Source organism: Acinetobacter bouvetii, from assembly GCF_902753875.1.
Classification (GTDB): Bacteria; Pseudomonadota; Gammaproteobacteria; order Pseudomonadales; family Moraxellaceae; genus Acinetobacter; species Acinetobacter bouvetii_A.
Genome location: NZ_CADDTS010000035.1, coordinates 48,817 through 72,885 on the forward strand (window position 1 = coordinate 48,817; position 24,069 = coordinate 72,885).

General features: G+C 45.4%; 22 protein-coding genes. 5 read left to right on the plus strand and 17 right to left on the minus strand.

The window, feature by feature from the left end:
• The 17 genes from FB6_RS10645 to cysM form a co-directional block, all read right to left on the minus strand.
• Window positions 1–1,299, minus strand: coding sequence for an NAD(P)/FAD-dependent oxidoreductase (locus FB6_RS10645; RefSeq protein ID WP_174559977.1), 1,299 nt, complete (start codon window positions 1,297–1,299; stop codon window positions 1–3).
• Window positions 1,300–1,318: 19 nt separating this feature from the next.
• Window positions 1,319–3,643, minus strand: a complete 2,325-nt coding sequence (locus FB6_RS10650) for an MMPL family transporter (protein ID WP_174559978.1) — start codon at window positions 3,641–3,643, stop codon at window positions 1,319–1,321.
• The gene (locus FB6_RS10655; protein WP_438819968.1) at window positions 3,618–4,202 is read right to left on the minus strand and encodes an outer membrane lipoprotein carrier protein LolA; all 585 of its coding nucleotides are present in this window, start codon (window positions 4,200–4,202) and stop codon (window positions 3,618–3,620) included. Before FB6_RS10655 ends, FB6_RS10650 begins: the two co-directional genes overlap by 26 nt.
• 68 nt (window positions 4,203–4,270) lie before the next feature.
• Entirely contained in the window at window positions 4,271–4,690 is a 420-nt protein-coding gene (locus tag FB6_RS10660; RefSeq protein WP_174559997.1) for an acyl-CoA thioesterase, read from the minus strand.
• A 19-nt stretch (window positions 4,691–4,709) separates the two neighbouring features.
• Entirely contained in the window at window positions 4,710–6,242 is a 1,533-nt protein-coding gene (locus FB6_RS10665; protein WP_174559980.1) for an HAL/PAL/TAL family ammonia-lyase, read from the minus strand.
• A complete protein-coding gene (locus FB6_RS10670; protein WP_174559998.1) occupies window positions 6,242–7,102 on the minus strand; it encodes an LpxL/LpxP family acyltransferase in 861 nt (286 codons plus the stop codon). The genes FB6_RS10665 and FB6_RS10670 overlap by 1 nt, the downstream gene beginning before the upstream one ends.
• A 73-nt stretch (window positions 7,103–7,175) precedes the next feature.
• Complete coding sequence (locus FB6_RS10675) at window positions 7,176–7,910, minus strand: glycosyltransferase family 2 protein (protein ID WP_174559981.1); 735 nt, start codon at window positions 7,908–7,910, stop codon at window positions 7,176–7,178.
• Window positions 7,911–7,922: 12 nt separating this feature from the next.
• Window positions 7,923–9,593: an AMP-binding protein gene (locus FB6_RS10680; RefSeq protein ID WP_174559982.1), complete on the minus strand. Its 1,671-nt coding sequence runs from the start codon at window positions 9,591–9,593 to the stop codon at window positions 7,923–7,925.
• 12 nt (window positions 9,594–9,605) lie between these two features.
• Window positions 9,606–10,160, minus strand: coding sequence for a septation protein IspZ (locus FB6_RS10685; RefSeq protein WP_174559983.1), 555 nt, complete (start codon window positions 10,158–10,160; stop codon window positions 9,606–9,608).
• Window positions 10,157–10,405, minus strand: coding sequence for an acyl carrier protein (locus tag FB6_RS10690; protein WP_174559984.1), 249 nt, complete (start codon window positions 10,403–10,405; stop codon window positions 10,157–10,159). The genes FB6_RS10685 and FB6_RS10690 overlap by 4 nt, the downstream gene beginning before the upstream one ends.
• 9 nt (window positions 10,406–10,414) lie before the next feature.
• The gene (locus tag FB6_RS10695; protein WP_174559985.1) at window positions 10,415–10,675 is read right to left on the minus strand and encodes a phosphopantetheine-binding protein; all 261 of its coding nucleotides are present in this window, start codon (window positions 10,673–10,675) and stop codon (window positions 10,415–10,417) included.
• Entirely contained in the window at window positions 10,672–11,481 is an 810-nt protein-coding gene (locus tag FB6_RS10700; RefSeq protein WP_438819969.1) for a lysophospholipid acyltransferase family protein, read from the minus strand. The genes FB6_RS10695 and FB6_RS10700 overlap by 4 nt, the downstream gene beginning before the upstream one ends.
• On the minus strand, window positions 11,466–12,104 hold the full coding sequence (locus FB6_RS10705; protein WP_174559987.1) for a beta-ketoacyl synthase chain length factor: 639 nt from the start codon (window positions 12,102–12,104) through the stop codon (window positions 11,466–11,468). The genes FB6_RS10700 and FB6_RS10705 overlap by 16 nt, the downstream gene beginning before the upstream one ends.
• A gap of 231 nt (window positions 12,105–12,335) precedes the next feature.
• A complete protein-coding gene (locus FB6_RS10710; protein ID WP_174559988.1) occupies window positions 12,336–14,642 on the minus strand; it encodes a RelA/SpoT family protein in 2,307 nt (768 codons plus the stop codon).
• Between the two features lie 29 nt (window positions 14,643–14,671).
• Window positions 14,672–16,063: a 23S rRNA (uracil(1939)-C(5))-methyltransferase RlmD gene (gene rlmD / locus FB6_RS10715; protein ID WP_174559989.1), complete on the minus strand. Its 1,392-nt coding sequence runs from the start codon at window positions 16,061–16,063 to the stop codon at window positions 14,672–14,674.
• Between the two features lie 6 nt (window positions 16,064–16,069).
• Window positions 16,070–16,891 carry a 3'-5' exonuclease gene (locus FB6_RS10720; protein WP_174559990.1) on the minus strand — a complete coding sequence of 274 codons (822 nt, stop codon included), beginning with the start codon at window positions 16,889–16,891 and terminating at the stop codon, window positions 16,070–16,072.
• A 19-nt stretch (window positions 16,892–16,910) separates the two neighbouring features.
• Entirely contained in the window at window positions 16,911–17,831 is a 921-nt protein-coding gene (cysM, locus tag FB6_RS10725) for a cysteine synthase CysM (protein WP_174559991.1), read from the minus strand.
• A gap of 153 nt (window positions 17,832–17,984) precedes the next feature.
• Here cysM and FB6_RS10730 point away from each other — a divergent pair, with 153 nt between their 5' ends.
• The 5 genes from FB6_RS10730 (at window position 17,985) to rsfS (ending at window position 23,913) form a co-directional block, all read left to right on the plus strand.
• The gene (locus tag FB6_RS10730) at window positions 17,985–20,795 is read left to right on the plus strand and encodes a GacS-like sensor histidine kinase (protein WP_174559992.1); all 2,811 of its coding nucleotides are present in this window, start codon (window positions 17,985–17,987) and stop codon (window positions 20,793–20,795) included.
• A 117-nt stretch (window positions 20,796–20,912) separates the two neighbouring features.
• Entirely contained in the window at window positions 20,913–21,701 is a 789-nt protein-coding gene (locus tag FB6_RS10735; RefSeq protein ID WP_174559993.1) for a crotonase/enoyl-CoA hydratase family protein, read from the plus strand.
• A 36-nt stretch (window positions 21,702–21,737) separates the two neighbouring features.
• The gene (locus FB6_RS10740) at window positions 21,738–22,604 is read left to right on the plus strand and encodes an NAD(P)-dependent oxidoreductase (protein ID WP_174559994.1); all 867 of its coding nucleotides are present in this window, start codon (window positions 21,738–21,740) and stop codon (window positions 22,602–22,604) included.
• Window positions 22,605–22,639: 35 nt separating this feature from the next.
• Complete coding sequence (locus FB6_RS10745; protein ID WP_174559995.1) at window positions 22,640–23,434, plus strand: hydroxypyruvate isomerase family protein; 795 nt, start codon at window positions 22,640–22,642, stop codon at window positions 23,432–23,434.
• 77 nt (window positions 23,435–23,511) lie between these two features.
• On the plus strand, window positions 23,512–23,913 hold the full coding sequence (rsfS, locus tag FB6_RS10750; RefSeq protein ID WP_174559999.1) for a ribosome silencing factor: 402 nt from the start codon (window positions 23,512–23,514) through the stop codon (window positions 23,911–23,913).
• Window positions 23,914–24,069: the final 156 nt, after the last annotated feature.

The window sequence follows — 24,069 nt, forward strand, 5'->3', positions numbered from 1 at the left end:
TCAAACACCACTCAGGTCGGTTTCAAGCGACGCAGGTTCACGGCAATATTCAGCCAAAGTACTTAAACGCTTTTTGGCATTTTTATGAATCGGGTTGCTGCTATCCCAGGCATAACCGGCCAGCAAGGAGGACACCATACGGCGGATTTTTTCATCCTGATTTTTGGAGAACACCACATCCTGAAACTCACCGCTATACCAGGATTCCACATAGGCACGAAATACCTGAATACCTGAACGTAACGGTTTTTCATACTGTTCCATCCAGTTGACCGGCTGGCCTTGCAGTACCTGATCGACCAGTGGAATGGCCAGGCTTGAAGATTTCAGGGCAATCGTTACACCTGAAGAAAACACCGGATCGAGAAATTCACCGGCGTTGCCCAATAAAGCATAGTTACGATCTGCCAGATGTTTGACATTGGCAGAATAACCAACCAGTGTCCGAACCGGAGTATCGAATTGGGCATTGCGCAGCACCTGAGACAGGCTTTCTTCATCAGCCAAAATGCGTTTAAACAAGGCTTCTAAATCCTGCTCGGCACTGCCATCAAAACCATATTTTTCAAAGAAGTCTTGTTCTGCCACCACCCCAAAAGATGAACGGCCATCGGCAAAAGGAATCAGCCAGTACCAGGCACGCGGATCTTTGGCATGCACACTGATCAGGATTTTTTCACGGTCAAAATCGGGATCATCTAAAATACCATCTTCAATGTGGGTAAACACCGCACGGCGTACCGGGAAATCGGATGGGCTTTCCAGTTCCAGAAATTTGGGCAGGATGCGGCCAAAACCACTGGCATCCAGTAAAAATTTGCCCTGAATCTGATACACATTTTGTTGTTCATCTTTGACGGTTAAAAGCGGATGTTCAGGCTCAACATTGACATCAATCACTTCATGACCAAAGCGAATTTCGGCACCGTAGTTTTCTGCCTGTTGTGCCAGTAAATGGTCAAAGTTGGCACGGCGCACCTGCCAGGTGGTACCCGGGCCGTCTGTAAACTTCTCACGGAAATCATAGAAACTGCGCTGCTTGCCCTTTAAAAAAGCGGCGCCATTTTTAAACTGGAAGGCAAACTGTTCCACGTGTTCACGTACGGTATCCAGCAGGCCTGCTTCTTCTAAAAATACCATCGATTGTGGCAGTAAAGATTCGCCAATGGAAAAGCGTGGAAAATGTTGTTTTTCGATGATCGTGACCTGATAGCCCTTTTGGCGCAGTAATGCTGCTGCCGAACTCCCCGATGGGCCTGCTCCGATAATTAATACATCTGTATGTTGCATAGTGCTCATTGCACGGTACCTTATTTTCTCAGCTCTTTGGCTGATATTGTTGAAGCACAACATGTTTGGCATCGGATGACGTAAACAATGTTGCATAGATAAATGAAAAAATAACCCCAAGTAACACGGTCAGACCAAAGCAGTGAATGGCATAGGTATGGCTAAAGGATAATAACCCGAAACCGAGCAAGGTTGACATCATACATAGGAATAAAGCCATGCCCACCACTTGCGGATGATCATGACCATGACGATAGAAGATGGCATAGTCGACCCCAATCCCTATAATCAGGAAGGTGCCCATAATACTGAATAAATTGATTTCCACACCCAGCCAGGCCTGAATGGCAAAGGTGGTCATCAAGGCCAAAGTGACTGGCAAGACCAGCGGCAAAATTGACTTGATGCCATAAATGATACCCAGTCCAATCATCAGGGTGATCAATGCGGCAATCAGCAACCACTGTGCCTGTATACGATGCTGCTGGAATAATTCAGACAGTTGATTGACTGGACGCAGCAGTTGCACCTGTGTGCTATTCAGTTTTTGCAAGGCATTCACATCGTGCACATTTTGCAGCAGTACCAGACGCTCGGTCGGACTCATCTGTAAAAAGGCCAGCGGATGTTGTGCCATTTCAGCCGAACTGAGTAAAGGCTGCCGAGCCAGTTGCTGTTGCCAAGCACGCACATCGGCCGGATTTAACTCTAATGCCGCGGCGTATTCATTCAGGGCACTGGCTGGAATGGCTTGCAGTAACTGAATATTGTGTTGTTGCTGCGCTTTGGATGGTAGCCATTGACCTAAAGCCTGAAAACTATCCAGCTTGTTTTGTGTCTGTAAAACTTGCAGTTTTTCTAACAGTTTCTGTTCGTTTTGTTCCAGTTCAAGTGCCGTGCTGCCTTGCACCACAAAATATTCACTGCTTTGCTGCTGCATAAAACGTTCACGGACATATTGATCTTCCTGCTTTAGCTTCTGATCCATACTTTGCAAGTTACGGATATCATCATTGCTTTGCAGAAACATCAAACTGCTGCCCGCGACCACAGTAATTAAGGCGATCAAGCCATAACGCATACGGTTTCTCGACTGTACAAAACCTCGTGCTTTGCCAATAAAACTTAAGCTGCGAATCGCCGGTTCGGCATTTAAAGCCGGCAAGCGTGGCAGTAATAAAACACTGGTGATCCATGCCGCGGCCAGACCGACCATCGAAAACACGGCAATCTGCTTAAAGCCCGGAAATGGAGTGAAGCTTAGGAAGACATAGGCCACCAAGGTGGTCATCAGACCCATAAACAGGCTGGGCAATAATGGCTTTAATACCGCAAAACCGTCAATCTGCCGATGCTGCGACTGCATCGCCATAAAATAAAACGAGAAATCGACACAGACCCCGACCAGACTGGCCCCAAACACCAAGGTCATTAGGTGAATTTCCCCAAACACCCAATGAGTGATGGCAAAGGCCACCAGACAGCCTGTTCCAACTGCAATCATCTCGGTGAGCATTGGACGAACCGAGCGGAAACCAAATAACACCAACAAGAAAATCCCGATGGTCGAACCTACTCCAATAGTCGAAATTTCTTTTTCTGCCGAGGTGGTACCAAACTGGGCAAATAATAACGTTCCTGTCCAATGCGGCTCAACCTGCATTTGATGCAACTGCTGATCCAGCTGTTTCATCCAGGCCGCAGTTTTTTCTTGATAATCAATATTGTAGGGACTGCTTTTCAGCTCCAGAACCAATAAACGGGAAATGCCCTGCTCATCCCGAAGCGTGGCAAAGCCATCTTCCAGACTGATATCCGGATTGTTCTGTAAACTGGATAAACCCATGGCATAACGTGGAAACAGCAGCAAGGGATCTTGTTGTAGCAGTTCTGCCGTCAACGGCATGCCCGGACTCATGATCTGCAACAAGCTCTGTTCAGCCAGCGCCGCATAATCCTTTTGCTCAAGTAACTTTTGATCCGCGGCCGTTAACAGCCCGGCACGACGCTGATATAACAGCTGAGCAAACTGCTCGCTGTCAACTTGAGCATGCAAAGGCTTCCATAAGTCGCTTTGCGCCACAGTATTTTTAAATAGCGTGGTGGCTTGATTTAAGGCTGCGTCATCTTTGGCATTCAGCACCACAAAGACTTTGTCATTCAGTTGCCCACTGACATATTGCTGCGCCCGTTCCAGTCTCTGATCATGCGTCGATTCCGGCAATAAGGCAAAGATATTGGTTTGAATATGAATATCTTTTTTCAGCCATGCCATACCCAGCGTGATAGCCAGCACGCTAAGGACAATCAGCCAGAGTGCGGTAAATTTATTTTGCCAGTTGGAAAAGTGCATTTTCCTCTGCCATTAATGTCTGTGGTTGAGTGCTTTGCTGACTAAAGCGAATGGTGGTGCTGTTATTGGCTTTCTCACGAATCACGATTCTGTCCACATAACGCTGCCCTTGCGCATCAACACGGACAAACAGTTTTTTAAACAAACTGCTTTTAGGGGTTAAAGCCACATTCCACTGCGCTGGGCTATAACTGGCCGAAACAATATTGAAGTTTTTGGCCAAAGCTGCTTCATTGCCAGACATCAATTGCAGGAACATGGTCGCCACCGAACCATAAGGTGATTTATCAATTGCAATTTGACTATAAGTCCGCTGGGTTTTTTGCACCAGTTTGCGTGGAGTGACAATCAGGTCGGCTTTGACCGGACTCTGAATTTTCCAGATCACGCCTTGAGATTTGGAAAATAAAACCGTGCCTTTAGAAACAAAGGTTTTATTCATTGCAGCCAGCTTTTTTTGTTGTTCAAAATTGGCTCGTACCGTCGGCGTTTCAGAGAGCTGGGCAAAGATTTGTTTGAGCTGCGAATTCTGTGCATGTACCGCTTGCGACAGCAGCATCAGCAGAGATAATAGCCCTGCAAGTAAGAATCCTGCTGCACGTGGTAGATTAAGATATGTCATCTGCTTTACTCCGGCTTAAACTCAGACCAGGCGTTTAAACGCTGCAATAAAATTTGTGGCGACTGGAAACACATTTCCCGGCTTTGCATATGTACGGCCACTTGCGTGGTATAACCCTTAGTCAGCTTCTTGCCACTTTCGGCATCGAAAATCTGATATTCAATTTTCAGACGGTTTTCCCATTCTTTTAAAATAGCCCGTACCCGAATTTTCTGTTCAAACAGGATGCCATGCGCATAACGCACATGACTTTCAATTACAGGCCAGGCATAACCGGATTCACGCATCTGCATATAGTTATAGTGAAATTGATCCAGCAGCTTACAGCGGGCAATTTCAAAATACTTCAAATAGTGCCCGTGCCAGACCACGTTCATGGTATCCACGTCGTGAAATGGTACTTCAATGATTACATCGGCATGCATAGTCTGTTTCCCATCACGTTTAGCGGACAAGTCCACTCTGCAATAATTCTAAATTTTCCAGTCGGTCAACCAGTTGTTGTAATTCGTTTTGTAATGGTCGATCTTCCACCACATAATCAAAACTCTGCAACACCCAAGTCTTAAATGCACCAAGGACTTCGGACAATTTGCCATCCAGACCTTTTAAATGAATGGCCTGTACACTGGCACAGCCCAGTGCCGCAATCACCTGTTCGGTCAGCACAATCACGCGGCTGGCATCGCGCGCGGCAATGGTGCCCATACTGACCTTGTCCTGATTATGGCATTCGGTCGAACGTGAAAAAATCGAGGCCGCCAGCGTGTGTTTCAAGGCTTCCGCGGTCCATGCCGATACGCCAATCTGTACGGCTTTAAAGCCATGATTCAGCGGTAGGCGCTCATCGGTCGCCCCAGTCAAATTACGCGGCAAACCATTATTCATTTTATAGTCCACCAATTGCGCCAATTGACGGTCCATTAAATCGGCAATATTGGCAATCATGATTTTCAGGCTATCCATGGCTTGGGCAATATGACCGCCATAGAAATGACCGCCATGCAACACCCGTAAATTCACCGGATCAATCAGCGGATTGTCATTGCTGGAGTTCAATTCATTTTCAATAAACTGGCGTAACCAAACTTTGGAATCTTCAAATACGCCAATAATATGCGGTGCACAGCGTAGCGAATAGCGGTCTTGCAGGCGTGAACTTTGATGTTCCGTTTGCACTTCACTATTTAGCCAATCACGCAGTTGTGCGGCAATATGTTGCTGCCCCGGATGCGGTTTTTGTGCAAACAGCACTTCATCAAAATGACTCGGATTACCTTCTAAAGCCAAGACATTTAGTGCAGTGATACAGGTACTGGCCACGGCAATCTGTTCGGCTTTTTTGTAGTTCAGACAAGCAATTGCCGTCATCACTGCGGTACCATTCATCAGGGCCAGACCTTCTTTCGGACGTAACACCAAAGGCTGCATACCTTTTTCCGCATATACGCGACTGATCGGCACAATTTGCCCTTGATGATAAACATCACGTTCACCGACCAAGGCCCCGGCGATATAAGACAATGGGGTTAAATCCCCACTGGCACCAACTGAACCTTCGGAAGGGATAACCGGAATGATATTTTCATTCAGCATCCACACCAGACGTTCCAGCAGTGCATGTGAAACTCCGGAATATCCGCGAGCCAGTGAACACAAGCGCGTCACCACCACCGCACGGGCACTGATTAAATCCAGATTTTGACCCAGACCACAGCCATGAAAACGCGATAAATGCAAAGGCAATTCATTAACTTGATGGGGAGGAATTTCCACCAGACAGGAATCACCATAACCGGTGGTCACGCCATAAATTACGCCTTCATCCTGCAACAGTTGATCCAGAAAATCTGCACCGCGCTGAATTAACTCCCGCCATTCAGTCGAGGCCGGTAAAGCGACTAATTTTTCCTGACGTGCAACAGCCACCACATCTTCAATCGAAAGTGGTGTTTCCCCTACAACTAACACTTGCATTATTGTTTGTTCCAAAAATTATAAAAATTAAACCATTGATATGGCGCACGTATACAATGCTGTTCCAGTAAGGCCACATATTCACGGGTGGTCGCTTGCATGGCCTGCAGACGGTTTTTGCGCGGAAAATTCAGCTTTTCCGCAATCGAGTGAATATGCACTTCAAATTGATTACCAACTCGATAACAAAACACAGCCAGCACCGGCACTTTCAGCAAACTGGCTAAAATCCACGCCCCTTGCGGCCAGTTGGCCTCTGCACCTAAAAATGAAATCGGCTGTACCCGATCTGACTGCACCGGTACACGATCTGCCGCCACAATCACCCACTCGCCCTGATCCAGTTTGTCCTGCAAGATCAAGGCTGTTTCAATCCCTAATTCATCCACCGACACCAGATTGACATCGGCATGATCATTCAGCTTTTTTAAAAACTGGTTAAATTTGGTGGCATGTTTTTGATAAACCAGCACATTAATTTTCTGTTGATGTTCCGATTTAATCGCGCGTAACAATTCGATATTGCCAAAATGCGACACCACAATCACTGCGCCTTTTTGATAATGCTGACGGAAATGCTCGTGTCCATGCAACTGCAATTGCTGCTCTGGAATTTTCCCCAGCCAACCCTCAATTTTATCCAGAATACATTCACCAAACTGCATGAAATGCTGATAGCTATGCATCAGACTAGGCGTATGCGGAAACGGCGAATGACTGCCAGCAAAATGGTGTAACCGCGTCAAATATTGCAGCGAAGCCTGACGTGCGACTGTCGCAAACAGCCAGTACCACAAAATAATAAAATACATCAGTATTCGGCATAACCAGCGACCGCCAAGACGATAAAACGCCAGCATCAAAGTCAAGGATAGCGCACCGCCTCGTTCCTTGATCTCATTCCACTGGGTCTGCTTCAGCTCAGTCACACCGTCAACCTTTTACTTTCTGTGCCAGCAATTTGGGCAAGCGCAGCAGCATGCCACCAAACAGGCGCACATGTGCCTGACTCATCCCCAGATTGTCACGCCATACATTGAAATGCGAAATGCCATCTTCAGGATAAATCACTTTGGTCGGCACATTGATAAAAGGCACATTGGCCCATTTCAGACGCACCAGAATCTCGCTATCAAAACCCATACGCGGCTGAAATTTGGCAGAATCCAAGACTTGAATGGTCTTGGCGAGTGGATAAACCCGGAAGCCGCACATGCTGTCTTTAATCTCTAAAGACAGGCTGTTAATCCACACCCAGATATGCGTGGCATAACGACCATAAAGGCGTTTTTTCGGCACCGATGCATCAAAGATGGGTTGACCGATGACCATCGCTTCTGGGTTTTGTTGGGAAATTTGCAGGAATTTTGCTACATCTTGCCAGTCATGCTGACCATCAGAATCCAGCTGTAAGGCATGACTCAAACCCAGCTTGTGAGCATGGCGTAAACCGGTCATCACCGCCTGACCTTTGCCCTGATTGTAGCTGTGTTCGACCAAATCTACCTGAGGATGTTTCGTAGCAATATCATGTAAAAGCTCAGTACATGCGGCATCACTACCGTCATTGACCAGAATGATCAGCATTTGAAACTGATCCAAATGGGTGACCAACGCCTCAATATGATGAGGATGGTTATAAACTGGAATGACAAAACATTGCTGCATCTACATTTACCTTTAAATCGGATCGTGTTGTGTATGAAATAACAAGCGTCCAGAGGCCAAGGTCTGCTCTGCATGGGAGAGTTCAAAACTGACTTTGTGCAGTTTTCTGCTCAGTTTCAGTTGTAGCACCATATAGGGCTGAATCAGATCCTGAAATTTGAGCTGTTCAATACCGTTGCACCAGTCTAGGTCTGCCCAGGTCTGGCGGGCAAAATGCTGAATAAAACCGATTTGCCCGACCCCTGGAAAAATGGGCTGACCCGGAAAATGCCCTTTAAAGCATTCCAGCTCAGGAGCGAACTCCAGACGATAGAGCGCCTGCTCTGGCTCATTCTGCTGTTCCAAGACTATAGGCAACAACATAGGTTGAAATAAGGATTTCATGTAGTGTTTATTCAGTTTAGATTGGGCATTTTGCGGTAATTGTGTCAAAAAGCGCCACTGTCGGGGAATGGCAATGCTTTCCAGCTTGGATTTTAACTGTGTTTTAATGGCCGCTACATAGTCGGCTTTAGCACCTTGCTTTAAGCGCTGTCTGGCCGGCTCCGATAAGACCGCGACACAGGCCAGAATCTGGCGGTGTTCACGCTCCAGAATCAGCACATGACATTGTACGATGTCATCCAGCTCGACAATTTTCTGCTCAATGGCATCCAGACTTAAGCGTTTTTCTTCCAGTTTGACAATCCGGTCCAAGCGACCCAACAAGTGAAATGGACTTTTCAAATTGGTCGAGTCAATGACCTCAACTTTATCGCCAGTAAAAATCCAGTCCACACTAAAAGCATGATTGGCTCTAACTTGCAACTCCTGCTCTGCACCCGCCTGAATATCCACATTGGCAAAAGGCGTCCACAGGGCATCATCTTGCTGGCGATGGGCAATTCCGCCGGTTTCCGAACTGCCAAACACTTCAGTAATCGGCCGGTTCAGATAAGGACGTACACCGGATTCCAGTTTGCCGCCGGAGGAATAAACAGTCAGGCAATCCTGCAACAGCACATCACGGGTCCAACGCTTTAACAGGGCCGGACTGGAAATTACATAATTTTCAATTTTTAAATGAGCGATTTTTTTTTGAATATCTGCTACATCTTCAGGGAAAGCCAGCTGGGCCTGATAAAAACAGCGACCGCTTGCCAGTGGCCACAACAGCTTAAACAGCAAACCATAAATATGCTGATGACTGACTGTTGCGATGGCGATGACCTGTTCAGGTAACTGAAAACTGGCATCCAGCCCCTGCACTTCATTGAGTAACTGACGTAAAGTACGTGGAATTTTCTTGGGCTGTCCTGTGGAACCGGAAGTATAAAAATAGAGTTGTGACTGATTTAAAAAGGCATCATCCAGATTTAATTCAATGTTTTGATTTTTGATTGTAGAGGCGGACTGACGTTCCAGAAAGAAAATCTGCTGTTCAGCCAGTTCTTTTTCTAAATCGCTGACCCGATTAGGCGGTAACAGCACCTGTTTTTTGGCCAGTAGTGCTGCGAATAACAGCACAAGGAATTCGTAACTGTCAGCTTCCCATAAGGCCCAGCTGTCTTGGGTTAGCAACTCAATAGCATGACTTTGCTGCATCACATCCTGCCAGAAATCCTGAAAGCGGATTTGGCTTAAATCAGGCTGAATACACAGCGGTTGCAGTGAATTAAGATGACTCTGAAAATGACACAACATAACAATCCGTTTTTATTCCTGAAGTTGGTTTAGGCGCTGCTGTCGCTTACGCAAGATAAATTCACCCAGCATTAAACCTCCCATGAGCACATAGGAAATAAAGCCGTTATACAGTACCCAGGTTTGCATGGAAGCAAAGAGTACCGTTGACAAGGCAATCAGGGCATTGAGTACAAAAAAAATGCACCACACCACTGTCACTTTACGGGTCCAGATCACGCCAGCTTCGGGTAAATCCGGTTCTGCCAGTCGGGCAAAACGCTCAATCATTGAAGGTGGACGGATTAAAGTCGAGGCAAAAATAATCAGTGCGCCCACACTCATAAATACCGGATACAGCTTGAGCCAGGCCTGATCTTTTAAGATCAGACTTAAACTGCCACACAAAATGGCAAATGCAGTGAGCGGCCACAGCAAGGCATTGCCCTTTGTAAACAGGCGCAATAAACCTAGAGCAATCAACAGACTGCTGACCCAGATATATTGGCCATGCGCCAGACTATAGCCCACTAAAAAGGGATAGAGAATCAGTCCGATTGCCACTATCCCTTTCAGCATCAGTTTCATGCAGCTGACATATTCTGAATCACAGTCACGACATCCTGAACGGTACGGACATTTTTAAAATCTTCAGGATTGACTTGCTTGCCGGTCAATTCTTTAATTTTGACCACAAGATCAATCGCATCAATACTGTCAACATCCAGATCTGTAGCTAAATTGGCATCTAACTGCACATCTTCAGGTGCAATTTCAAACAGATCTTCCATCCATTCTCTTAATTTTTCAAGTACTTGTTCCTGAGTTAGCATCACGACCTCTTATGCCTTTTGCTGTGCTTCAACCAAAGCCACCAGACTTTGAATTGATTTAAAATGTTGTTTGGTTTCTGCCGATTCAGCATTCAAATGAATGTTGTAACGTTTTTTCAAGGCTAAACCCAGTTCCAATGCATCAATGGAATCCAGTCCCAAACCATCACCAAATAAAGGGGCTTCAGTTTCAATATCTTCTACGCTGATGTCCTCAAGGGCTAGGACATCAATAATCATTTGCTTTAATTCATCAGCAAGATTGCTCATTTTTTAGATAACTCTTGGTTAAAAAATTGTTGTAATTGATGATTCAGCTGGCGTACATGCTTTGGATTGACAGTTGTATCATCCAGCAGATCATCGACTTGAATGGCATCCAGCACCTTCACGTGAATATGAAACGGTTTTGAAGGCACGTGATACCACTTTTCATTCTTAGTTAGGGTTGATGGCGTACAGCTGATCAACACCGGACGAATTGGCACCTGAGCACGAATCGCGATATTCGCAGCGCCGCGCTGAAATTCATTCAGTAACTCACCTTTTGCCGTGCGAGTCCCTTCAGGGAAAATCAGCAACGAGGCTGCCTGATCTTGCTTAAGTTTTTCAACACAGTCCTGAATAAACTGTTCTGAACCGGCATTTAAAATATAACCGGCATTTTGTACCGGGCCTTTGGTAAAAGGATTGGACCAGAGTGCCTGCTTGACCACGCAGTTGGCTTGCTCCATCAGACCAATCAGCACTACCACGTCTATCAGGGTAGGATGATTGGCAATCACCAGTTCCTGCTTACTGTGCTGTAATTTTTCCAGACCTTCAATGTCATAGGTCATAATTCCAAGTTTTACCATCATTTCGGTAAAGCCCTTGAAGCTATGCTTAATGACTTTTTGCGTGCGCTGCTGACGTAAATCCGAATTTTGCGTGGATAATTTCACCAAAGGTGCAATTAAACCACCAATGGCCACACCACCAATCCCGAAACTGGCAAAACTGAAACCGGTTGCGCCAACACGCCACAGGTAATTGGCTTTTTGTTTAATCTGATTGCGTTTTAACATTTGTGCCAGGCCTGAATCTGCGGTTGATCGGTTTGCTCATCTGAACGATGCCAAAAATCATCAAAATTTAGCGCATCCAAGTATTTATGCTGATGATGCGCGAGTGCATGGATATCCAGTTGCAGATTCGGATGTTGCAAGCTGATGACTGCGGCCATGGCAAAACTGCTGAAGGGCTGAAATTCTTGATAAATTTCAGGCAAAGCTTCATCGTAATACACCACCAACACCCTTGCATTGGGTTGTGCAGTGGTCTTTAACCAGGCATAGGCTTCGATTAATGCCTCACTCCATGATGCCGCCAAACTGGTCGAAGGCGTGGCATCCTGACATAAAATGGAATACAAGCCAGCAATCGCGTTATGCACCGAAGTCGAAAACTGGGTCGGTGACGGTGTCTGATCTTGCAGGACATCGGCCAGAATTTTCAGGGTTTTATGTTCATCGCCATATTGTGACGCCCAAACAATATAATCCACCGATTCCGCTTGCAGAGATTGAATAGCACTGTTGATGGCCAATTTGGCAATTGCAGACAAACGTCTACGCTGCATGGCTGGAATTTGTTCTAAGGCGGCAACTGTTTCATCGGCACGACTTATACATAGTTGTGACACATTTATTTGAACCATTGCCTTAATTTTCCACACCTTTAAATATTTTAGCTCGAGGCTATTTTATCGGCCGGATTATAGCATTCGTAATAAAAATTACACAAAAAGTATCTTGTATAATATTAATTATTTAAATTTATAGTTTTGATTTCATTGTGTATTTTATTTAAAACGCAGTAGCGAATCCATTCTGCATAAAAAAACCAGCAACGGCCGTGCTGGTTTTTAGATCAGAAAAGAAATCGAAAACTAGTTGCCTTGCACCAAGCGGCGGGCACTGATAATCCCCGGTTGCTGCTCTAAACGGGCCAACAAACGTGATAATTGAGCCAAGCCTTTCACTTCAATCAGTAACTTCATGTTGGCAATACCATCGGCTTCAGAAATGGTATTCACCTGACGAATATTGATCTGATCCGAGAAAATCACTTGCGTCAAATCTTTAAGCAAACCACGGCGGTCATATGCTTCCACCACAATCTGCACGCTTTGACCACGGGTCGGCTGCATTTCCCAATCCGCTTCAACCGCACGTTCAGGCTCTTGAGCAATCATGCGGTTATAGTCCGCGCATTCAATCTTATGAATGCTGACACCACGATTCAAGGTGATATAACCGCCAATCGACTCGCCATGTACCGGCTGGCAACATTGTGCAATATGCAATTCCACGTTGTCCAAACCGTCAATTAAAATCCCATGTGCAGACAAGGTATGACTGGCACGTGGATTTAAAGTCGGTTTCAGCACCAGTTCAGGTTCATCCTGACCAATGTGCATATGACGATTGACCTGATTGATCAAGGCATGCAGGCTAATATCACCATTGACCAAACCAATCAGAATGTCTTCACCCAATTTGACATTGAAGTGATTGCAATAGTCACTTAAATCAATACTTTTAGGATGAATCGCCAAGCGTGAAAGTTCTTTGTTGAGAATTTCACGACCCACTTCCAGATTTTTACTGCGGTCTTGCTGTCTGAACCAGTGACGCAGCTTATCGCGCGCCCGGGCCGTTTTAATATAGCCCAGTGAATTCACTAGCCAGTCACGATTTGGCTCACGATCTTTCTTGGTTAAAATTTCAACCTGCTCACCGGTTTTCAGCGTATAGGTCAAAGGCACATAGCGCTGATTGACCCGGGCCGCATAACACTTGTTCCCGACTTCGGTATGCACATGGTAAGCAAAGTCCAACACGGTCGAACCACGGGGTAATTCTTTGATATCCCCATCACGGCTAAACACGTAAATCTTTTCAAAACCTTCAAAATCTTGAATCTGTTCAAAATTTTCAGTTTCATCTTCAGATTTATGTGCACTGGCATCATTACGTTCCTGATAGTGTTCCAGTACTGCACGCAATGAATGTAGACGATGATTGAAGGAATGGTCGGTATTTTTAGCACCTTCTTTGTAGTTAAAGTGCGAACATACTCCAAGCTCTGCCTCTTCATGCATATCCTTGGTCCGGATTTGCACTTCCAGCGACTTGTTCTCCGCAATCACTGCCGTATGCAGTGAACGGTAACCATTGGCTTTAGGGTTGGTAATGTAGTCATCAAACTGGTGCGGAATATGTCGCCAGATCTGATGTACAATCCCAAGTGAGTGATAACATTCAGGAATTGTTTTGACCAGTACACGAACCGCGCGAATATCATAAAGCTGATCAAAACTCAGGTTCTTGCTTTTCATTTTCCGATAAATCGAATAAATGTGCTTCACCCGTCCGGTAATTTCGGCTTCAATCCCGTAGCTACCCAATTCATTTTTCAGCTTATCAATCACAAACTGGATATATTGCTCGCGTTCCAGACGTTTTTCATTCAGCAGCGATGCAATTTCTTTATAGCGTTCCGGTGCCAGATAACGAAAAGCGAGATCTTCCAGTTCCCATTTAAGCTGAGCAATCCCTAAACGATGTGCCAAAGGCGAATAGATGGTCAGGATTTCTCGTGCAACCCGTTCTTGACGTTCTCGAGATGCTTTGGTCAGTTCACGCAAGGCATAGGTACGCTCGGCCAGCTTGATCAGCACGACGCGGACATCTTCAGTCACCGCAATCAGCATCTTATAGATGCCGCTTAAATGCTCACGCTGGTTATTATTGAAGTGGTCTTCCAGACGCTTGTTTTTTTCAATCAGCTCGGAAAGCTTACCCATGGCCAGTGTCCCTTGCACCAGATCATAGACTTGCTCACCAAAATGCTCCTGCACCTCTTCCAGCGTCATCACGCCTTCACGCACACTCCGGTACAGCATTGCAGCCGACAAGGTTGCTTCATCGACATGCAGATGTGCCAGAATATCGGCCATTTCAATACCGGTATAAAAGGTATTCGAACGATGGGCAACCGTACTTTGCAATTCTTTCTGTAAAGTTAAATGCGCAACCTCTTCGAGTTGCTTGAGTGCCGTATCATCTAATATGCCACGAACCCGATTTAACCATTCAGCCAAATCATGTTGGGCTTGTTCGGCATGTTCTACAGTCGCTTCCTCTGACAACTCATTGAGACGTCCAGGAAGTTGCTCACGTACTGTGACCATACCCTTCTCCTACTTTTTTACACTTCATATTATAAATCGTTTATTTCGTTATATTTTTCGAATAAGGCAATAGATTCAACATGTCCCGTATGAGTAAACATATCCATAACCCCAGCCTTTTTTAATCGATAACCATGCTTAACCAGCACACCGGCATCTCGTGCCAGTGTTGCAGGATTACATGATACATAAACGATTCTTTTCGCACCAAATTTGGGCACATAATACATTACTTCCTCAGCACCTGAACGCGGAGGATCAATCAATAATGCATCAAATCCTTGATTTGCCCAAGAATGATGCGAAAAATCTTTTGTTAAATCTTGTGAATAAAATTGTAACTGCATCATGCCGTTGTTTTCAGCATTTTCTGCACCACGTTGTACCATTTCTTCACTACCTTCAACGGCAACCACTTGTCCCGTTTTTCCAACACAACGAGCCAATGGCAAAGAAAAGTTTCCTAAACCACAAAACAGGTCAAGCACACGTTCACCTTGCTTCAACTGAAGCAAATCACATGCCAGCTTCACCATTTGCGGGTTAATGGTCGAGTTGACCTGAGTAAAATCCAGCGGATGAAAACCAAACTCCACCTGAAACTCATCTAAGGCATAATGCAAACGCATCTCTGCAGTCGGATCATCCACCCGATGCAAACTGTCTGCACCCGCAGGCTGTAAATACAATTGCCACTGCTTGTTTAACGCAAACTGTTTTAATTGGTTGACATCATCCGATGATAATTTTTCAGTATGACGTACCACCAAGGCAATATCGTGATCACCCATGGCCAATTCTATATGACCAATCGCCGCTTTGGCTTTTAGACTTTGGAGTAACTGTTTCAAGGCAGTGATGGAACCAAACTCGCGATCCAGCACCATACAACGGTCAATCGAAGTCAGTTTATTGCTTTGGTTTTCACGAAAACCGACCACCAATTTGTCTTTACTCGGGATATAACGCACCCCGATTCGGGCTTTACGACGATAATCTTCACGTTGCGAACGCAGTGGGGTGAGCCATTGTTCAGGTTGGATGCCGGCAAAGTGCTCCAGATGTGATTTCAACACCTCCTGCTTGAGGCGAATCTGCTCATCTGGCTGGATATGCTGCATATTGCAACCGCCACAGGCCCCAAAATGCGGGCATGGCGGTTGCACACGTAATGCTGAGGCATCACTCAAAACTTCCAGACAATCCGCTTCTTCTAAACGTTTCACTACGTTGGTGATTTGCGCTTTGACTGTCTCTCCAGGCAAGGCATAGCGAATAAACACTTTTTTACCTTGCTTGTCACTCGGATGATCGGGATGTGATCCATAGTGTGCTATCCCGCGTCCTTCATGTGAAAGTGACTCAACCTTAAAGGTATAAATCGGCTGTTGAGCTGGACGTGGCTTGGTTCTATGTTTCATGTATACCTAGAGTGTGGGAGAGATAAAATCTGTAGCGGTAAATTCGGTATGTTGTGAAGTTTCACGCCATACCTGAAGAAAATCTGCGTGTTGCGGTTGATGGGACAAATACTGGATGGTGCTTTGAATCCAGTAACGATGCTCTTCAGTCAGTAACTGACCCTTGAGCAATAACCAGCGTAAGTAAATTAGCCAGGTATTCAGCACATCACCTTCACAGTAGCTGGTCAATTTTGACCACTGTTGCTCACGGACATATTCCGGAACATGGTAAGCACCATCACCGCGCTTGCCCGGAAAACCGAGTAAGTGTGCAACATCATCCAGCTTCTGGAAGTGACGACCATTGAACATGGCCATCACATCCATTAAATCGACATGACGCTGATGGTAACGGTTCTGGTAATTATTATAGCGCTTTTGCTGATCAATTTCGCCCTGATCAAACAAACTTGGTGCCGACAAACCATGATACATGGCACGGAATAAAATCACTGGCAAATCAAACTGTGAACCATTCCAGCTGACTAAGGTTGGATGACGCTTGTCAAAAATAGACAGGAATTTTTTTAAGATCTCTGCTTCAGTATATTGCTCGCGGCTAAATGAAAACAGTTTCATGGCGCCATTTTCATCAATCCAGAGTCCGGAAATACAGACAATTTCATGCAGCGGCAAACGCTGAAAATCCATGCCAGATTCCTGACGGCGCAATTTTGTCAGCGCCTGCTCAAGGTCAGCTTGCGGTAAATCCAGATGATATAAATGCGCACCTGACTTTAAATCGGTCAGCGTTTCTATATCGAAAATCAAGACAGGTAAACGCATTTCATCTCACAGTTTTGAATTATTCAGGATCAACTACAGAGAATAACCCGGTAGACAGATAACGGTCACCACGGTCACAGATAATGCAGACAATCACTGCACCCGGATTTTCCTCAGCCAGTTTAATGGAAGCCCAAACTGCTCCGCCTGATGAAGTCCCGGCACTGATGCCTTCTTTACGTGCCAATTGACGGGCAGTTTTTTCCGCTTCAATTTGCGGAATATCCATAATGCGATCCACACGTTTCGGATCAAAAATGGTTGGCAAATATTCTTGTGGCCAGCGACGGATACCGGCAATATTGGAACCTTCAGACGGTTGTAAACCCACAATCTGAATATCCGGATTTTGCTCTTTTAAATATTTGGAAATCCCCATAATCGTCCCGGTTGTACCCATGGAACTGACGAAATGGGTAATTTTTCCGCCGGTTTGCTGCCAGATTTCAGGACCGGTGGTCAGGTAATGGGCTTCGACATTGTCCGGGTTACCAAACTGGTTCAAGACCAGACCTTGATCTTCTTTTTCCATTTGCAGGGCAAGATCACGGGCCTCTTCCATATTTTCAGACTCGATCAACTCGGCACCGTAAGCACGCATGGCATCTTTACGTTCCTGACTTGAACTTGCAGGCATGATCAAAGTCATTTTATAACCACGCATAGCGGCAACCATAGCCAAGGCAATCCCTGTATTTCCGCTCGTCGCTTCAATCAACGTATCACCCGGCTTGATTTGACCACGCTTTTCCGCTTGCATGATCATGTTATACGCCGGACGGTCTTTGACTGAACCTGCAGGATTGTTTCCTTCCAGTTTAGCCAATACTGTTGCTTGAGTGTGACTTGCCAGACGCTGTAAACGCACCAGAGGCGTTTTGCCTACATAATGGTCCAGTAAAAATTCGTCTGCTTGAAAATCAGGGGTGGTATTACTCATTATTTGCACCTAGATCGAGGTGCGCCTATTGTATGAAAAAATGCTTGCTCCTGCACCCATTTAGCAGGCTTTTTATTGAAAGTGATTAAAGCGCAGTCGATTTTGAATAAAGCATGCTACACTGCGGAGCATAGGGAATAAACTGCTTTAACCATGTCAAATATCAATAAAAAGTTATTTAAGCGTCTACATTTAAATCATGCTTATGGACAACTCATTGCCATGATTTTTGTGCCGATTATGATTTTGGCATGTGTCGGGGCATTATTGGTTTTATCCGAAACTTCGAATGCGTCACGTGCGCAGCAACGCCAGATGGCGATTGCCATTATGACCCGCTATCAGCTTACTGCCGAAGCCGCATTTGACCTGCTCAATCGCTATCCATGGCAGTATGATCAGGCCCGCAATGCCATGCAGGTAATGCTGGATGAAAAGCATTTAATCCGTGCCGCGATTATTGACCCAAAAGGCAGAAACCGTTTAAGCATTGGTTTTCAGGATCAGGATGCTTGGCCCAAAATTAACTCAAATGCAGCTTTTGTCGGTCCGATTCTGCACAATCAAAACCATATTTACGCCTTAAAAATTAATGAAAATACCGCAGAACCAGCCAGACTAGTAATTGAGCTGGACAATCAACCCTTAGAAATTGCCCGTTACCGGGTCATGATCGTACTGATTGCCACCGGTTTGCTGACCTTATTACTCTTACTGTTATGCTTGAATTTCTATTCACGGCGCTGGATTGCCCCGATGTACGAAATCCGGATGCAACTACAGCGCCTGAATGCAGACACCCTAGACCAGCATATGGTGATTAACAGCACCGGTGAATTGCGTTTATTGCAGCGTGATATTGCCAATGTAGTAAAACGTCTGCACTTCAGTTTTTTGGAACTGAAAGAACATACCGAACAAACCGAAGACGATTTGCGTCGCACTCTGGACACACTGGAAGTTCAGAACATTACTTATCGTCAGGCCCGTGACCAGGCGATTTCAGCCAACCAGTCCAAGTCGGTGTTTCTGGCCAATATCAGCCATGAACTGCGTACCCCGTTAAACAGTATTGATGGCTTTATTCATTTATTGCTGCGTCAGGGCAACCTGAGCAATGAGCAGAACCTGTATTTGCAAACCATTCGTAAATCTTCGGCACATCTGCTGGCACTGATTAACGATGTACTAGATTTTTCCAAGATTGATGCCGGCAAGCTGGAACTGGAAACTGCACCCTTCGATCTGGAAGAAGCCATTTTTGATGTGATGGACATGCTCTCGCCTTTGGCGGCGCAAAAGCATATTGATATGGCTTTTTATTATGCCGATAACGTGCCGACCCAAGTGATTGGAGATGCGCTACGCTTCAAGCAGATTCTAACCAACCTGATTTCCAATGCCATCAAGTTCACCCCGGACGGTGAAATTATTGTCCGTGCCCGGATGGAACATGATGATATTGGTCAATGTCTACTGCATTTTAGTGTACAGGACAGTGGCATTGGCTTAAGTGGAACCGACCGTAAAAAACTGTTTGAATCCTTCTCGCAAGGCGATGCTTCAGTCACCCGCCAATTTGGCGGTACAGGTCTGGGCCTGGCCATTTCCAAACAGCTGGTACATTTAATGCAAGGTCAGATTGGCTTTGAAGACAATCAGGAACGTGCACCAACAGAAAAAGGTTCTACATTCTGGTTTACTGCCATGTTTGCAGTGGATGATGACATTGAAATTGTTCACCCACACTTTAAACAAATGCAGGTAGTCTCTTATTTAGCCCATCCAGCCACTGCCAATATCCTGCGCCATTATCTTGAAAATTATGATGTGCATCATATTGAAACCAGCTCGATTCTGGACTTGTTCAGTCAGCTCAACCAGTTCTCTGAAAGCGATGAAAATACCTGGTTGATTGTGGATCATAGTGGCGATGGCGAGGCTTTGCTGAAAGAAATTCGCAACCGTTATTATGGCAATATTGCGGTGTATGGCTATCAGATGGCACTAGACCCGAATATGCTGAATGAATACCGTGCCCGCCCACTGTACCAACCCTTGAGTCGTAGTGCATTAATACAACTCCTTAGCAATCAACCTGTTTTTGATCATGAAGTCCATGAAGAATTTAATGGACAAGGTTTGCATGTGCTGGCCGTCGATGACCATTTACCCAATCTGATTGTACTGGAAGCGCTGCTTGGGGAATTGAATGTCACCACCACCAAGGCCTTAAGTGGTCAGGAAGCAATTGATATTATTCAGCAGCGTATTGAACAAGGGCTACCTGCCTTTGATGTGGTGTTTATGGATATTCAAATGCCGGTGATGTCCGGTATTGATACCACACGGGCTATCCGTTCTCTGGAATCCACTTTGGAAAACCATAAACGCTTGCCGATTATTGCACTCACTGCACATGCACTGGCAGATGAAAAGCAGAAACTGCTACAAGTCGGTATGGATGATTACGTGACCAAACCAATTCAGATGGAACAGATTATTCAGATACTGACCCACTGGACCTCGGAAAGCTTTAAAAAAGCCAAAAGCGTGGAAAAAAACCTGTTGATTGAAGCGCTTGATCCCAACATTCTAGACTGGCAACAAAGCTTGCAACTGGCCGCCAATAAAGAAGATCTGGCAGTTGATTTACTGAAAATGCTAGTCGACAGTTTCTCTACAGAATTGAATGAAATGCAGCAGCTGATTGAACTGGAAGATTTCCCGCAGCTCGAACATATCCTGCACCGTTTATATGGCGCTACCCGTTATGTGGGCGTACCTACTCTGCAAGAAGCCACAGGTTCATTTGAACAGTTTGTTTCCTCATTGCGTAAAGAACGCCGTAAAGCCGATGACAGCTTTATTCAGGAAACCTTGAAACGCTTTGATGAGTTGCAATCAGTCATTCAGCAAGTGGAGCAGGCTTCACTACAAATTTTAAATAAACAAAGTACCTGATCAGGACTTATCTAGATTTTGTCAGTCACGTCTATGTTTAGATGTGACTCGACTGTCATGTATCGCATAAACACCCATGTTATGCTCAAAACAATGGAAAATAATACAGGTCTACTCATGGCGTTACTTCGCATAGAAAAAAACAATGGCATCGCAACCGTGTCTTTAAATCGCCCGGAAAAACGCAATGCCATGAGCTTTGCTTTATTAAAAGAACTGGTTAATGCCGCGAATCAAATTAAAAAAGACCGTTCTATCCGCTGTGTCATTTTGACTGGCGAAGCCCATGTCTTTAGCGCCGGCATTGACCTTGCCGATTTAAATGCGCCGAAAAATACTGCTTATGCAGCTTGGGAACTGCTGAAACCGGGACAAAGCCTGTTTCAGAAAGCCTTTTTGATTTGGCAGGAACTACCTGTGCCGGTCATTGCAGCCATTGAAGGCTATTGTCTAGGTGCCGGTATGCAGCTCGCATTGGCAGCCGATATTCGTATTGCCCATCCAGACACCAAAATGTCGATCATGGAAAGTCGTTGGGGACTGGTCCCTGACATGGGGCTGACCCGCTCGATTAAGGGCATTATCAGTGTCGATCTGGCCAAGGAACTGACCCTGACTGGGCGAATTTTCGATGCCAACTATGCCAAGGAGATTGGTCTGGTAACGCATCTGGATGAATCACCCATCAGCAAAGCCCAATCAATTGCAGAAGAAATGCTGCAACGCTCTCCGGATGCATTGGCAGCAGCTAAACAGGTTCTTGATGCCATGGAACATGCACCGAAAAAATCGTTACGTCTGGAGAAAATCTGGCAATTAAAACTACTGTTGGGCAAAAACAGTAAATTGGCACGTAAAAAAGACAAGAACCCGGAAGTTCAGTTTTTACCGCGCCAATATAAGTAAAATAGAGCAATAACAAGATCGTTCAGAGAAAAACACATGAGTTTTGATCGTAATACAAAAATTGCATTCCTCGGCATGGGACTGATGGGCAGCCGTATGGCCACCCGACTGATTCAGGCCGGTTTTGAAGTAGCAGTATGGAACCGAACCGCATCGGCATGTGATGCGCTGGTTGACATGGGTGCGACTGCTTTAAATGTGCAAGAGATTGGACGCTATCCTGTTATTTTGACCTGTCTGGCGGATGATGCTGCGGTACAAGCAGTGTTTGATCAGATTCAACCCCAGCTTCAAGCCGGACAAATCATTGTCGATTTCTCTAGTCTGTCGGTAGATCAGACCAAAGCCGTAGCGCAGCAGGCTATAACCAAACAGGTTCAGTGGATTGACTCACCTGTTTCCGGTGGCACAGCAGGCGCTGAACAAGGTACTTTGGTGATTTTTGCTGGTGGTGATCTGGATACCATTCAGGATTTATCGCTGATTTATAATGTCTTGTCACAGCGTGTCACCCGCATGGGCGAAACCGGTACCGGACAAGCGACCAAAATTTGCAATCAGCTGATTGTCGCTGCCAACAGTACCTTAATTGCTGAAGCAGTGGCATTAGCAGCTCAAGCAGGTGTGGATACCACCTTACTGGCACCCGCACTTGCCGGTGGTTTTGCCGATTCCAAACCGTTTCAGATTTTAACTCCACGTATGGCCACGCATAGCTTTGAACCGGTGCAATGGAAAGTACAGACCTTATCCAAAGACCTGAATAATGCCGTGCAGCTGGCTGAACAGTTCAATTTAAATATCCCGGTTGCAAAACAGGCACTTTCGCAGTTGAAAGCCCATCAAAATAAAGGCTATGCTGAAGCTGATCTGGCCACTGTGATTCAACTGGTTGAATCTTAATTCACTCAGTTTTTTAACCTGCAAGGAGTAAAGACATGCTTAAACTGGCGGTAAATTTATCCATGATTTTTACTGAAGCGCCTTTGATTGAGCGCTTTGCTCTTGCGGCAGCTCATGGTTTTCAGCATGTGGAAATTCAGTTTCCCTATGAACTGAGTATTGAACAGATTCAGACCCAGCTGACCCTGCACAATCTGAGTCTTTGCCTGATCAATGTTCCAGCCGGAGACCTGATGCAAGGCGGCAATGGGCTGGCTGGCATACCCGGCAAGGAAATCGAGTTTCATCGTGCCCTTGAACAGGCAATTCAATACGCTACCGCACTGAATGTTCCGAGTGTGAATATTCTGGCAGGCAAGCAGCCGCTCGATTCAGATTTATTGCCTTGCTTGAATACTTTGGCACAAAATTTAAAACTGGCATGCTCAATGTTTGCCAAACACAATATTCAACCGGTGTTTGAAATGATTAATGGCACCGACATGCCACGCTTTCTTGTACAAAATGTGGCTCAAGCACAAGAAATGCTGGAAGCAGTTCAACAACCTGCCCTGAAAATGCAATACGACTGCTATCATATGGCCATGATGGGTGAAGATGTGCTGCAAGCCTTACAGGAAAATATCCACGACATTGGACATATCCAATTTGCTGACTGTCCGGGACGACATGAACCTGATACTGCACAAATGCATTATTCAGAAATTTTTCAGTGGTTAAACCACAGCACCTACAGCGGTTTCACTGCGGCAGAATATAAGCCACAAGCTCATTCCAGCCATTCTTTTGCCTGGAAAGATAAATATTTTGCAAAACATCCGCAAAGTTAAATTATGAACAGAATTGAAATTCGGCACCAAAACCGCTATATTACAAGATGAGTTATTGTCCGGAAATTAAACCTTTTATGAATTTAGAACCATCGCCCAGCGCTTCTAATTCTCTCGATCACACAATGAATTCTCAAGCTAAAGATGTACAAGCTTGCTTAAAAGTTGTACATGAAGCCCTATCAGATGTAAAAGCAAAAGACATTTTAGAACTAGATGTTAGCTCTATTAGCAATGTCGCAGATGCCATGGTTATCGCCAGTGGTACTTCAACCCGTCACATTAAAGCCCTCGCAGACAATGTTGCTGATGAAGCACGTAAAGCGGGTTTCCGCCCTCTCGGCGTTGAAGGCGAACGTGATGCCGAATGGATCTTAATTGACCTTGGCTATGTGGTTGTCCACGTTATGCTGCCTACTGCGCGTAAGTTTTACGACCTTGAAAGCTTATGGCGTGCTACTCCAGAATCTGTAGCTTAAAAACTACACCTAAAAAAGCGACCTTCAGGCACTGCTGTCCCACAAATATCACAATAGGAACCTCAATTGAGGTTCTTCTTGTTTTAGCCATTTTTTATCAGGCAGAAAGAGTGACCTTAAGAGCTTCCTTTCGAATAAATTTAGTTGAATAATTCT

Bases quoted from the DNA above. Each gene is read 5' to 3' on its own strand.
- FB6_RS10645 (WP_174559977.1), bottom strand. From the start codon at position 1,299: ATGAGCACTATGCAACATACAGATGTATTAATTATCGGAGCAGGCCCA.
- FB6_RS10735 (WP_174559993.1), top strand. From the start codon at position 20,913: ATGGCGTTACTTCGCATAGAAAAAAACAATGGCATCGCAACCGTGTCT.
- cysM (WP_174559991.1), bottom strand. From the start codon at position 17,831: ATGAGTAATACCACCCCTGATTTTCAAGCAGACGAATTTTTACTGGAC.
- FB6_RS10680 (WP_174559982.1), bottom strand. From the start codon at position 9,593: ATGTTGTGTCATTTTCAGAGTCATCTTAATTCACTGCAACCGCTGTGT.
- FB6_RS10670 (WP_174559998.1), bottom strand. From the start codon at position 7,102: ATGCTGGCGTTTTATCGTCTTGGCGGTCGCTGGTTATGCCGAATACTG.
- FB6_RS10740 (WP_174559994.1), top strand. From the start codon at position 21,738: ATGAGTTTTGATCGTAATACAAAAATTGCATTCCTCGGCATGGGACTG.
- FB6_RS10675 (WP_174559981.1), bottom strand. From the start codon at position 7,910: ATGCAGCAATGTTTTGTCATTCCAGTTTATAACCATCCTCATCATATT.
- rsfS (WP_174559999.1), top strand. From the start codon at position 23,512: ATGAATTTAGAACCATCGCCCAGCGCTTCTAATTCTCTCGATCACACA.
- FB6_RS10730 (WP_174559992.1), top strand. From the start codon at position 17,985: ATGTCAAATATCAATAAAAAGTTATTTAAGCGTCTACATTTAAATCAT.
- FB6_RS10720 (WP_174559990.1), bottom strand. From the start codon at position 16,891: ATGCGTTTACCTGTCTTGATTTTCGATATAGAAACGCTGACCGATTTA.
- FB6_RS10710 (WP_174559988.1), bottom strand. From the start codon at position 14,642: ATGGTCACAGTACGTGAGCAACTTCCTGGACGTCTCAATGAGTTGTCA.
- FB6_RS10655 (WP_438819968.1), bottom strand. From the start codon at position 4,202: ATGCTGCTGTCGCAAGCGGTACATGCACAGAATTCGCAGCTCAAACAA.
- FB6_RS10690 (WP_174559984.1), bottom strand. From the start codon at position 10,405: ATGCTAACTCAGGAACAAGTACTTGAAAAATTAAGAGAATGGATGGAA.
- FB6_RS10745 (WP_174559995.1), top strand. From the start codon at position 22,640: ATGCTTAAACTGGCGGTAAATTTATCCATGATTTTTACTGAAGCGCCT.
- FB6_RS10660 (WP_174559997.1), bottom strand. From the start codon at position 4,690: ATGCATGCCGATGTAATCATTGAAGTACCATTTCACGACGTGGATACC.
- FB6_RS10695 (WP_174559985.1), bottom strand. From the start codon at position 10,675: ATGAGCAATCTTGCTGATGAATTAAAGCAAATGATTATTGATGTCCTA.
- FB6_RS10650 (WP_174559978.1), bottom strand. From the start codon at position 3,643: ATGCACTTTTCCAACTGGCAAAATAAATTTACCGCACTCTGGCTGATT.
- FB6_RS10705 (WP_174559987.1), bottom strand. From the start codon at position 12,104: ATGGTTCAAATAAATGTGTCACAACTATGTATAAGTCGTGCCGATGAA.
- FB6_RS10685 (WP_174559983.1), bottom strand. From the start codon at position 10,160: ATGAAACTGATGCTGAAAGGGATAGTGGCAATCGGACTGATTCTCTAT.
- rlmD (WP_174559989.1), bottom strand. From the start codon at position 16,063: ATGAAACATAGAACCAAGCCACGTCCAGCTCAACAGCCGATTTATACC.
- FB6_RS10665 (WP_174559980.1), bottom strand. From the start codon at position 6,242: ATGCAAGTGTTAGTTGTAGGGGAAACACCACTTTCGATTGAAGATGTG.